This window comes from Streptomyces sp. GbtcB7, from assembly GCF_019091445.1.
Taxonomy (GTDB): domain Bacteria; phylum Actinomycetota; class Actinomycetes; order Streptomycetales; family Streptomycetaceae; genus Streptomyces; species Streptomyces mirabilis.
Genome location: NZ_JAGXJM010000039.1, coordinates 93,041 through 104,407, shown reverse-complemented (window position 1 = coordinate 104,407; position 11,367 = coordinate 93,041). Strand labels below are relative to the sequence as shown.

Annotated in this window: 6 protein-coding genes and 3 pseudogenes; 3 read left to right on the top strand and 6 right to left on the bottom strand. The window is 68.8% G+C overall.

The features are described from left to right. Window positions 1-387 (bottom strand): helix-turn-helix domain-containing protein (locus KVT44_RS44280; RefSeq protein WP_308314279.1); only part of this gene is annotated, 387 nt, incomplete at its 3' end. 111 nt (window positions 388-498) lie between these two features. Between KVT44_RS44280 and KVT44_RS44275 the strand changes: the two are divergent. Next, window positions 499-1,076: pseudogene (locus tag KVT44_RS44275) on the top strand (FAD-dependent oxidoreductase); the annotation flags it as partial. A gap of 574 nt (window positions 1,077-1,650) precedes the next feature. Here the strand turns inward: KVT44_RS44275 and KVT44_RS44270 are convergent. Both KVT44_RS44270 and KVT44_RS44265 read right to left on the bottom strand, forming a co-directional pair. Further along, window positions 1,651-2,133: pseudogene (locus tag KVT44_RS44270) on the bottom strand (maleylpyruvate isomerase); the annotation flags it as partial. Window positions 2,134-2,629: 496 nt separating this feature from the next. Beyond that, entirely contained in the window at window positions 2,630-3,910 is a 1,281-nt protein-coding gene (locus tag KVT44_RS44265; RefSeq protein WP_308314275.1) for a bifunctional pirin family protein/GNAT family N-acetyltransferase, read from the bottom strand. Window positions 3,911-3,987: 77 nt separating this feature from the next. On the opposite strand from KVT44_RS44265, the gene KVT44_RS44260 reads away from it, so the two are divergent. Beyond that, on the top strand, window positions 3,988-4,470 hold the full coding sequence (locus KVT44_RS44260; RefSeq protein ID WP_190174875.1) for a carboxymuconolactone decarboxylase family protein: 483 nt from the start codon (window positions 3,988-3,990) through the stop codon (window positions 4,468-4,470). 522 nt (window positions 4,471-4,992) lie between these two features. Here KVT44_RS44260 and KVT44_RS44255 read toward each other — a convergent pair. After that, window positions 4,993-5,826, bottom strand: coding sequence for a PIG-L family deacetylase (locus KVT44_RS44255; RefSeq protein ID WP_217573683.1), 834 nt, complete (start codon window positions 5,824-5,826; stop codon window positions 4,993-4,995). Between the two features lie 348 nt (window positions 5,827-6,174). Here KVT44_RS44255 and KVT44_RS58975 point away from each other — a divergent pair. Next, window positions 6,175-6,475, top strand: a pseudogene (locus tag KVT44_RS58975) (Ku protein); the annotation flags it as partial. 419 nt (window positions 6,476-6,894) lie between these two features. Here KVT44_RS58975 and KVT44_RS44250 read toward each other — a convergent pair. Next, window positions 6,895-9,840: a tetratricopeptide repeat protein gene (locus KVT44_RS44250; protein ID WP_217573681.1), complete on the bottom strand. Its 2,946-nt coding sequence runs from the start codon at window positions 9,838-9,840 to the stop codon at window positions 6,895-6,897. A 140-nt stretch (window positions 9,841-9,980) separates the two neighbouring features. After that, window positions 9,981-10,406 (bottom strand): hypothetical protein, encoded by a 426-nt coding sequence (locus KVT44_RS44245; protein WP_217573679.1) that lies wholly within the window; start codon window positions 10,404-10,406, stop codon window positions 9,981-9,983. Between the last annotated feature and the right edge of the window lie 961 nt (window positions 10,407-11,367).

Below are 11,367 nucleotides of genomic sequence, written 5' to 3'. Positions count from 1 at the left end.
CTGGGCGGGGTGGGGTACGCCGAGGGTTTGGATGTGGCGTCCGAGGTGTTCGAAGACCCGCAGGATGGGTGACTGGGACGGGGCGCGGGCGAGTTGCGTGCCGATCCAGGGGTGGGCGTCGATCGCGTCGAACACGCCGAGTGCGAGGGTGCGGATCGCTTCCTGCGGCGTTGCGTCAGCGGTGCCGGTGGTGTCGACGGTCGTGGTGGTGTCGGTGGTCGTGGTGGTGGCGATGACGGCGTCGGTGGCGGCGTTGAGGAGTTCGTCCTTGCCCGTGACGTGCCAGTAGATGGCGCCGGGTCCGGTGGCGAGGCGTTCGGCCAGTGCGCGGAAGGTGAGTGCGCCCTCGCCGGCGGTGTCGAGAAGTCCGATCGCGGCTTCGACGATGCGCTGGCGGGAGAGCGGTTCCTCGCGTCGTTCCGGGCTGTGTTGGAACGACGTTCCAGAGAGGGTCTGCCGGGTGCCCGCCCGGCGGGCTGCGACAGGCAGGGAACCACCATGACCACTGACGTCACGATCATCGGTGCCGGGCTCGGAGGACTGACACTCGCCCGTGTCCTCCACGTCCACGGCATCCCGGCCACGGTCTACGAGGCGGAGACCTCACCGAACGCCCGCACGCAGGGCGGCATGCTCGACATCCACGACTACAACGGCCAGCTCGCCCTCGACGCGGCCGACCTCCTCGGGAGTTCCGCGGCCTCATCCACAAGGGCGGTGAGGCGACGCGGGTCCTCGACCGGGACGGAACCGTGCTCCTCGACGAACCCGACGACTGCACCGGCGGGCGTCCGGAGGTCCACCGCGGTGCCCTACGGCAGATTCTGCTCGACTCGCTGCCGGCCGACACGATCAAGTGGGGGTACAAGGCCAACGCGGTCCGGTCTCTCGGGGGCGGCCGGCACGAAGTGACGTTCGCGGACGGGGCGACCGTGGAGATCGGTCTCCTGGTCGGCGCGGACGGGGCGTGGTCGCGGATCCGTCCGCTGCTGTCCGACGCCACACCCGAGTACGTCGGCATCTCCTTCATCGAGACGTACCTGTTCGACGGCGACACCGGCCACCCGGCCAGCGCCCCTCCAGCGGTCCCGCGCAGACGGGGCCTGCGGGCTGTCACGGTCGAGGAGCGCCGGCCGACCCGAGCAGGGCGAAGTCCCTACCCAGGGAAGCCGCGGATTCATGTTCTCGGGATGCAGTGACTGCCGGTCGAGGGCGTCCCAAGCTGAAACCGATCGCCCTTGGTCAGGGCGGCGGGCTGGGTGAGGATCCAGCGGGTGACGGATCGGGCGGGGGGCCGGGGGGCCGACCGGCTGGGGTTTGCCGCGCAACGTCCGGCTGACGTAGTCCCGGACGGTGCCATAGCCGTGCGGGCAGCCCTCTGTTCCTTGATCTCCTCCTACAGCTTCCAGGCGTCGAGCTTGGTGGGACAGCTTTGCCGTTGCCGGGCGACGGACCGCTTGCTGTGACAGACCGCCAGGAACGCGTGCATGGCGCGCGTGCGGTCGGCAAACCGGTGGCCTGAAGACGAACACGGAGGCGACTCGCCCCCCTCCAGCGGTTCGCCCGGCGGAGCCGGCGCTGGCCGCAGGCAGCCCCATCAGGCGCCCCGTTCGGTTCTGCCCACGCCGAAGGGTCCGTTCAGCCGGACGATCATCCGATGACGAGCGGGGGTTTCGTGGCCAAGTCGCCCAGTTCGGCCTTCTCCGCGTCGGTCGGGGCGCGCCGTCCGGTGCCGACCAGTAGCGCGTCCTTGTCGGACAACGACGCGGGGAACGTGGCCCGGGCGATCTTCTCCAGCATCTCGCGTGACCGGGCAAGTCCCTCCGCGGGCGGTCCCGTCCCTTCCGGGAGGTGCGCGACCAGGTCGAGGTGGTGCAGCGTCCACTCCAGGACGTACGCGGAGAGGTAGTCGCCCGCGGTGAGGACCTCGTCGCGGGTGCTGACCCGGAGGGCCGGGTCGGCGAGTTCGGCGGCGCGACCGGCGGCGGAACCGAGGTCGTCCAAGTGGAACTTGAGCAGCCGCGGCTCTTCGTACGCGGCGGCCAGGCGGACGGTCAGTGCGTCGAGCGGGTCGTCACCGGGCGGAGGCGTTTCGGCGATGTCCCAGTACGTCACCGCGTCGCGCTTGGGTTCCGTTTTGGCGTGTGCCAACCGGCAAGGTAGTGCGGTGCCGGAATGGCGGACAAGCACATTTGGGCTACCCGTAAGCGCCTCGGTTGTCGGCCCTCGCGGGGGACGGCCGCGAGCAGGTGGTGGGTGTACGGGTGCTCCGGCGAGGTCAGTACGAAAGCGTCGCCGACGGTCTGGCGCGAGTCGAGGGAGGCGTACGGGTTCTGGACAACGAGCTGGATGTGGCCACGTCGGATACCGGCCGCGCCCCGGTCGTGCCGGCTTCGGCTGCGTCTCCACAGCAGCGACTTCCCCGAGTTGGTCCTCCACCGTGACGCCGACGACAACCCGTGGCTCGTCCTCCGCGGCGAGTGGACGACTCAGCAGATCCGCCTGAGCGGCACGGACAGTGCGCGGCTGACGCTGACGATCGTACGAAGGGGCCGGCTTCCGCCCCCGGCCTCGCGCCGGCGCCTGCGCGGCGGCGGCTCGGCCGGGGAGCGGTGGCAGGGGGTGTGGGTCAGCCCAGTTGCGTGTCCAGCCACGCCAGGACCTCGGGGGTCACGGGATCGGTGATGTCGGCGAACTCGTCGTGCTTCTTCAGGAACTTCGCGACGTAGGGGCATACGGGCACTATTCGCATACCGAGGTCGCGCACGTCGGTGAGCGCGTACTCGACCAACCGCGCGGCCAGGCCCTGCCCGGCGAAGGCGTCGTCGACTTCCGTGTGGAAGAAGACGCGCTGTTCACCGCGGTCGCGGTAGGCGGTGAGGCCGGCGCGTTTGCCGTCGACCAGGATTTCGTAGCGATGCCTGGCGTCGTTCCGCTCGACGATCGGAGCGGCGGGAGACGACTCGGTCATGAGGTGCCTTTCGGATGCGGGTCGGCGACGCGGCGGGTTGCCGCGCGGCGAGATGGTGGCATGCGGAAGAACGGGAGCGGGAAGACGGTCCCCCGGGTACCCCTCGACGGCGCCGAAGCGATCGGAGGCGTTCGCCCAGTCCTCCCGGGCGCGGACGATGTCCTCATGGCTACGGCCGATGAAGTTCCACCACATGACGATCTCCTCCTCGAACGGGGTTCCGCCGAGCAGTACGGTGCGAGCCGGGTCGTCGGACTCGTTCACCAACGTCAGAGCTGCGGTTCCGGCCTGGGCATAGCCCAGCTCCGCCGGACGCAGCAGGGTGCCGGCCATGCGGACGTCTCCGTGGTCGACGAGCAGCCCGTGCTCGAAGTCGGGGTTCACGGCGAACGTGACCGTCGCATGCGGCTCGAGGACGACCTCGGCGCCGAGCAGGGGTGTGAAGGTGCGTACAGGAGACTCCTGACCGACGAGAGAGCCCAGGAAGACCCTGATCTCGGCCCCCTCGATCCGCAGGGGCTCGGGGACGTAGTGCTGGAAGTCCCGCTCAGCGTGCCGGTGTTCCTCGGGCAGCGCCACCCACAGCTGGACTCCGTGCAGGACCGTGGTGCCCGGGGTGGACACCTCCGAGTGGCTGATGCCGTGCCCGCCCGTCATGAGGTTCAACTCGCCGGGCCGTACGTACGCGTGGCTGCCGAGGCTGTCGCGGTGCTCGATCTCCCCGCTGAACAGCCAGCTCACCGTCTGCAGTCCGGTGTGCGGATGCGGGGCGACGTCCATGCCGCCCGTCTCGGCGATGTCGTCGGGACCGTAGTGATCGGCGAAGCACCATGCTCCGATCAGGGTCCGCGCGCGCTGCGGCAGCGTGCGCCGCACGGTCATCGCGCGCGGGCCGCCCAGGGGTACGTCACGTGGGGAGAGAACGTCGACATCGCTCACCGGGGACCGCCTTCCGTCACCATGATAGTTTCAGATTCAACAATGATACTCGCAGCATAGTAGGACGGAGTCCGGGGTTGAGCAGCCACGCGACAGGAACCGCGACGCAGCGGATCTTCATCGACAAGCAGAGCCCGAAGGCCTACCACGCACTGGTCCAGACGTCGGAAGCGGTGCGCGCGACTGCCGCCGACGCGGGGCTCGACCGGACCGTGGTGGAGCTGATCAACCTCCGCGTGTCGCAGATCAACGGCTGCGCCTACTGCCTCAACGTGCACACCCGGGCCGCCCTGCGTGCGGGCGAGACGACGCAGCGGCTCGGAGTGCTGGCCGCCTGGCGGGACACCGAGCTGTTCACTCCCGCGGAACGCGCGGCCCTCGCGCTGGCGGAGGCGACGACCGGGCCGACCGACGCCGCCGCGCAGGAAACCGCCTGGGCGGGCGCCCGTGACGTCCTCACCGACGACCAGATCTCCGCGGTGATCTGGGTGGCGATCACCATCAACGCGTTCAACCGGGTCTCGATCATGAGCAAGCACCCGGTGCGTACGGAGCGCTGATCCCGCAGGGGAGGCGGGGGCGGCTGTGGGGCGGCGGCGAGGCCATCGCGAACGCCGCGCGGTACGTCGGGCCAGGCTTCCAGCTCGTCGCGTTCGACCCGAAGGTGTCGATTTTGAGATCGTACAGCTGGTTGTAGGGTCTCGCGTTGGTGTCGGAGACCGCCCTCGTGACCTGCTGCTTCTTCCGTTGCCTCACGGCGTGTCGGACATCGGAGCCTCAGCTTCGTGTCGCTTCCCCGGCGGTCTGTCTTGATCGGAGCAGACCGCCGGGCTTGTGACCTGGGCTGTCGCGCACCTTCCGAGTCAGCAGCCCGCAGGTCTCCCACCTGTGCGGTTGCCAGGTGGTTTGGGGACGAGCTCAGTGTCGGGTCGGAAGTGCGGGCACGCGTCGACGCCGTCGGCGAGGGCCTGGACGCGGGCTGCCGGAGCGGAACCCGCGTGGACAAGCCTCCAGGTGTGCGAGCACGCTCGATCGCGCCGTGCGGCCGATGAGCTTTCCCAGACCCCCGTCGGACGGGCGGATCAGCGCAGTCCGGCGAAGAGATCGTTCTCGGGTATGGCCGCGCCGGTGGCGTCCTGGACACGTACGAAGGTCTCCATGCCCATCAACTCGCCGAACCTCTCCTTGCCCATCTTGAGGAAGAAGATGTTCTCGCCCTGACTGGCGTGCGCGGCCAACGCGTCGAACTTCTGACCGCTGAACGCGGTGGTGTCCACCCACGTGGTGATCTCATCGTCGGGGAGGCCGATCTCGGCCATCGCGGCGGCCTCGGCAGGATCCGGCTCCGGCATGTCCTCATGAAACTCGCGCATGATCTCGCCGAACCGCTGCATCATCGAGCGGGGCATCGTGGTCCAGTACACCTTCGGTGTCAGCGCGGTCATCTCCAGCGCCGCCATCGTGATGCGGTGGGCCTGGATGTGGTCGGGGTGGCCGTAGAAGCCGTTCTCGTCGTAGGTGACGACCACATCAGGTCGGTAGTGCCGCATGAGTTCCGCGAGTCGGGCCGCGCCTTCCTGCACGGGGGTCTGCCAGAAGGATCCGGGGGCGTCGTTGCTCGGCCAGCCCGTCATCCCGGAGTCGGCATAGTCCAGCATCTCCAGATCGCTGACCTTCAGGACGTCACAGCTCGCCTCAAGTTCTTGACGGCGCATCAAGGCGACCGCCGCCGGATCGTGCCCGGGATCGCCCGGCTTGACACCCCCCGGTCCGTCACCGCAACCGCCGTCGGTACACGTCACGAGAACCGTGCGGATGCCTTCCGCCGCGTACCGCGCGAGGACCCCTCCGGTTCCGGTGGCCTCGTCGTCGGGGTGGGCGTGTACTGCCATGAGCGTCAAGGGCCGGTCAGTCATGAAACAGTCCTCCTGCAGAAATACGTCTTGGTCCAAGTAGCGCGGCGGGCGTACCGCGATCCTGGGGCCCGGACCCTGGTGGGGCGGACGACCTTGTGGTCTCCGTGTTCCCCGCCCGTGGGGCGCCGGTCCCTCGGTCGATGCAACCGTGCCGGCCGGACCGGCTGTTCCCGGTGCGGCCGCTTGGTTTCCAGGCGTCGGCGTTTCAACGCGAACGAGGTACAAGCGCGACCTGCATGTCTCAGCGCCCACGTCGGATCCGACTTCCATCCGGCACCAGCCGTGAGATTCCGACACGAAATTTGAGATCCTACATTGGTGGGGCTCGGGGTTGTCGTGAGGTCTGTGATGCCCCGACCGCTGTGGAGCGGCGCCCTTTCCTTTGGCTTGGTGACCATTCCGGTGAAGCTGATGAGCGCCACCGAGGACCGTCGGTCCGGTTTCATCAGGTCCATACGGAGGATCTGGGACGGGTGCGGGTGCGCAAGTTCTGCGAGGCGGAGGACCGCGAGGTGTCCGCCGGGGGGGAGAGATCGGCAAGGGGTTCGAGGTCTCCAGGGACACGCTGGTCGAGGTCACGGACGAAGAGCTGGAGCGGATGCCGCTGCCGACCGCGGAGGCGATCGAGATCGTCGCGTTCGTGCCGGCCGAACCGCGCGGGTTCGCGGATTCTCAGACGTGGTTGCTGACGAACCTGCGCGCTGATCCATCCATTGCCCCGGGAGCAGCGATGAGTTCTTTCGTCCGCGCCGCGGCTGGACGACGGTGTGGTGGGGGATCGGCCTCCAAACGCCGCTGACGGCGAGAACGCGTGAAGCGACGCTGGGTGACAACATCTCGCCGCAGCGGCCGGCCCTGTCCTCCTGTTGCTGCGACGAACGGGCATCACGAAGTCCTCGGAAGACGGACCCGAGCTGGCCGCGCCCCACTACGGCAAGACCCCTGCCCCTGAAGGGGCACACCGAAGGGCGACGTGGCCGCCCTCAAATGAGGGCCGGAATCAAGTACTTCCGCACTTCCCTGCTCGTGGGCGGCCTCGGGACTTGTGGGCCCCTTCCTCGTGATCAACTACCAGCGCCACCAGCGTGGCTTGTTCGCGCGTCGCCATGAGCGCAGAGTGTCGGTCATGGCCACAGCGCTGGGGTGCTCGGGCCTCAGTACCCGTTCGGCGTCGGCTACGACCTGTTCCAGCAGCGTGATGGCTTCTTCGGTGCGCCCCGCCTGCCGGTAGGAGGCAGCCAAGTTGTAACGGGCGGTGAGAGTGTCGTGGTGGTCGCGCCCAAGCAGCCGCTCGCGGCCGGCGACGACCTGCTCTTCGAGAGGGATTGCTTCCTCGGCGCGCCTCATCTGCCAGTAAGAAATCGCGAGGTTGGCTCGGGCGGTGAGAGTGTCGGGGTGCTCGGACCCAAGCAGCCGCTCGCGGTCGGCGACGACCTGCTCTTCGAGAGGGATCGCTTCCTCGGCGCGCCCCGCCTCCTTGTAGCACATGGCCAAGTTGTTGCGGGCGTCGAGAGTGTAGGGGTGCTCGGGCCCCAGCCCCCGTTCGGTGTCGGCGACGACCTGTTCCAGCAAGGTGATGGCTTTGGCCGTGCGCCCTGCATTTGAGTAGGAGTTGGCCAGGTTGTTGCGGGCGGTGAGGGTTTCGGGATGCTCGGGCCCCAGCAGCCGATCGCGGCCAACGACTACCTGTTCCAGCATGGGGATGGCTTCCTCGGCCCGCCCCTCCTCCAAGTAGGAGAACGCGAGGTTGGCGCGGATGGTGAGGGTGTTGGGGTGCTCGGGCCCCAGCAGCCGCTCGGCGTCGGTGGTCAGCTGTTCCTCGAGAGTGATGCCTTCCTCGCCGCGCCCCGCCTGCCGATAGGAGGCGGCCAGGTTGGCTCGGGCGGTGAGGGTGTCGGGGTGCTCGGGCCCCAGCAGCCGCTCGATGTCGGCGACCACATGTTCTAGCAGGGGGAGGGCTTCCTCGGCCCGCCCGGTCTCCTTATAGGAGACGGCCAGGTTGTTGCGGGCGGTCAGGGTGCTCGGGTGCCCGGCCCCAAGGAGACGTTCAAAGCTGGCGACAACCTGCTCTTCCAGGGGAATGGCCTCTGCCGTGCGCCCCGCCTGCGCGTATGAGAGGGCCAGATTGTTGCGCGAGGTGAGGGTGCTGGGGTGCTCGGGCCCCAGCAGCCGCTCGCGGTCGGCGACGACCTGCTCTTCGAGAGTGATGGCTTCCTCGGCGCGCCCCGCCTCCCGATAGGAGATGGCCAGGTTGGCTCGGGCGGTGAGGGTGTCGGGGTGCTCGGGCCCCAGCAGCCGCTCGATGTCGGCGACGACCTGCTCTTCCAGGGAAATGACTTTCGCCGTGCGCCCTGCCTCCGAGTAGGCGGTGGCCAAGTTGGCGCGGGCGGCGATGGATTCGGGCCCCAGCCCCAGCACCCGATCAGCGTCGGCGACTACCTGTTCGAGCAGGGTGATGGCTTCTTCGGCGCGTCCCGCCATCAAGTAGGAGGTGGCCAAGTTGTTGCGGGCGGCGAGAGTTTCGAGGTGCTCGGCTCCTAGCAGCCGCTCGGCGTCGGCGACGACCTGTTCAAGGAGGGTGATGGCTTCGGGCGTGCGCCCCGCTTCCCTATAGGCGGTGCCCAGGTTGGCTCGGGCGGTGAGGGTGTCGGAGTGCTCGGGCCCCAGCAGCCTCCCGGCGGTTGTGGCGAGGTGGTGCCAGTGGGTGAGTGCGGCGGCGTACAGGCCGGCGCTCAAAAGGCTCTTCCCTGCCCGGTACAGCACCGCGTGGCCATGGGACTGCCACAGGAGGTCGCCGGCGTGGGCGGCCAGGGTGTCGGTGTTGGCCCGCAGTACGGAGCACAGATCAGGATCGGTGTGGTCGGTCTCAGGCCAGATTGCCGCCAAGGCGTCTGTGGTTGCCCGAACCGTTGCGGGGACGTCGTGTGTGGGGGTGGTTTCGCGGGCGGCGCGGGCGGTTAGGGCGTGCAGGCGCACCGCACGGGGGCCGTGCCGGGAGTCGCAGGTGATCAGACCGTAGCGGTGCAGCAGCCGCAGTGCGGATCGGGCCTGCTCCGTGGTGACGTCAGGAGGGGGCAGGGCGGCCGGTTCGGTGGAGCCGCTGCGGTGGGTGGTCAGGTAACGGGTGACCGCGGCGTCGGCCCACAGGGTCTGGGGGTGCCCGGCCGGGTCCAGGTGGGAGGCCAGGCGCAGGGCGGGGGCGGCCAGGCCCACCGGGTTGCATTGCTGGGCGGCGTCCAGGGTCAGCAGCAGGGCCGCGGCGATCTGCCGTCCGTAGCCCTCGGTGTCCGCCTGATGGGGGAGCAGCGTCTCCAGGCGTAACTCGCAGTCGGTGAGGACCTCGAGGTAGGGCGTGCAGGGCACGTCTTCGTTAATCATGTATGCGGCGGCAAGGGCCAGCGCCAGCGGCAGGTACCCCAGCTTCCGCACCACGTCCTCGGCCTGAACGTCCAGCAGGTGGGGCGTCTGCGCGCCGGTGAACCGGTCGCGCAAGTAGGCCATCGATTCGGCCGGGGTGTAGGCGTCGACCTCGACGACCGCCCGGCCGCCGCCGGACAGCAGCGCATCCCGGCGCCGGGTGGTGACCAGCACCCGGCCGTGTCCGGCACGAGAAGGCGGCGGCCACCACGGGGCGATCTCCTCCACATCGGCGAGGTCATCGAGGACAACCAGCCACGAGCGGGAGGTGACAGCCAGCCAGGCCAGGAAGGCCCGCGCATCCGTCTCGGCGTCCTGGCCTCCAGCGCCGGGTGCCTGGATGCGGCGCGCAACGTCGCTGTAGCCAGCGACGACCTGCTGGGTCTCGGAGGCGTTTACCCAGACCACCAGCTCGGTACCCTCGGACAGGGCATGGTGGGCATAGGCGGCGGCCAGCTGGGATTTGCCTACCCCGCCACCGCCGGAGAGTACCTGAGTCAACACCACCGTGGCGTGTCCGGCCCGGGCCTGTTCGATCCGCTCGCGCAGACCAGTGCGGGGCTGGAAGGCCGAGGCCAGGGCTGGCACGGCCCCCATTCGTACGGGCCACTCCACCGGAGCCTGTGGCGCGGCGTATTGGTTCAACACCTCAATGTGCCCGGCCGCCAGGCTGCCGTGCTTAGCCGAGATGATGGTGCGAGCGTCAGGTTGGGGAGCCTGCCTGGTGCCGGGCGCGGTCAGCTCGGGTCCGCGTCCGGCACGGGAGGGTTTCCCATGGTGACGTTGCCCGTCTTCACCGCGCTCACCGAGCCGTGCGTGGACTGGATGTGCACGTTTCCGCTAATGGCGATCTCCCCCACGGTGACCCCAGGAGCCTGCCGGACCTGCGTGACGAGCTCGCGCAGGCCCGCTGCTGCCCGGACGCGGTCCTCCTCACCCAAGTCATCCATTAGGTCAGCGAACCGAGTCCGCCAGGATGCGGCCTCCTGGCCTCGGTATTCCTCAACCTGGCCCGGGCTAGCACTCGCCAGCACGGCCGCTGTCTGGTCCAGCCGCTCCAGCGCGACGCGTTCCCGCCCGGTGTCCCCGCGGCCGAACCAGGCCGCCACCTTCTCCCGGAACCCCCGCCAGGCGTCCGTGCCCGCAGCCTGTACCACTGCCATGCCCCCCGCCGCGACAAGCGCGGCCAGTTCCTCCGCCAGCATCGAATCCCCCCACTGTCCCCTGCTGCATGCTGATTGGTCCGAGACCGTAGCGCTCCACCAGCGCGTACATAGCGTATTTACCCATATACGCTCAGTCGCCGCCCTCCGGTTCCCTAATCTCGCTCACCAGCGGGCCCACGGAACGCTGAAGTCCAGGGCCGGTCCCACTGGGCGTTGCAGGCCTGCATGGACGGCCGTCACCGCAAGGCCGTACAAGCCGTCACCGCAAGGCCGTACAAATAGCCCGGGCCGCCCTCGACTGACCGCCGCGCGGGAAGAAGTAGTCGACCAGCGCGGCCACGTCCTGGGACACGTCGACGGCGACTTCGGTGACGACGGTTGGTTCGACCAGGTGGACCTGGAGATGTGCTTGTTGATCTTCGCGCGGACCGTCGACCGGGCCCGCCTGCCCGGACCGGCGAAGTACCGGTCCAACGCCGCCGGTGGTCCGCTACCGTCCGCCGCCGAAAGCTCGGCGTATTACCCCGGCCTTTTTCTCAGGCGGATGTGCGGGCGGGGTCTCCCTGGCGTGGACGAGTCGCGCGACTGTGACGCGGAAATGTCCCTCACTGGTCAAGATCGCGCCGCTTATTCGCTCCACCGCTCGCTGGTCACCTCCACCAGCCAGCTTGTCTCGGAGGTCTGAAAGACGGTCCGACCGCTCTCCTCCGGCTCCCAGTGGCTTGGGCACCAGGTGCGGCATATCTCCTCGGCCCGGGACAGTGCTGCCGACCGGTCACCCTCGACATGGTGCTTCTTCTTCAGCTCCCCATATGAATCGGACCCGTAGTTGGAGTTTGCCTCGACCAGCACGTACCACTGTTCATCCGATGCTACGGAGCCCCCGCCCACTGAAACAAACCTCGCTGTGGTCTCGCCGTTTTGCGGCGAGCATCGCTGGCCACCGGGACGGCTCCTG

What these genes read in the sequence shown, in the direction of transcription:
- KVT44_RS44255 (WP_217573683.1), bottom strand. Translation starts at nt 5,826, where the DNA reads ATGACTGACCGGCCCTTGACGCTCATGGCAGTACACGCCCACCCCGAC.
- KVT44_RS44250 (WP_217573681.1), bottom strand. Translation starts at nt 9,840, where the DNA reads ATGGGGGCCGTGCCAGCCCTGGCCTCGGCCTTCCAGCCCCGCACTGGT.
- KVT44_RS44245 (WP_217573679.1), bottom strand. Translation starts at nt 10,406, where the DNA reads ATGGCAGTGGTACAGGCTGCGGGCACGGACGCCTGGCGGGGGTTCCGG.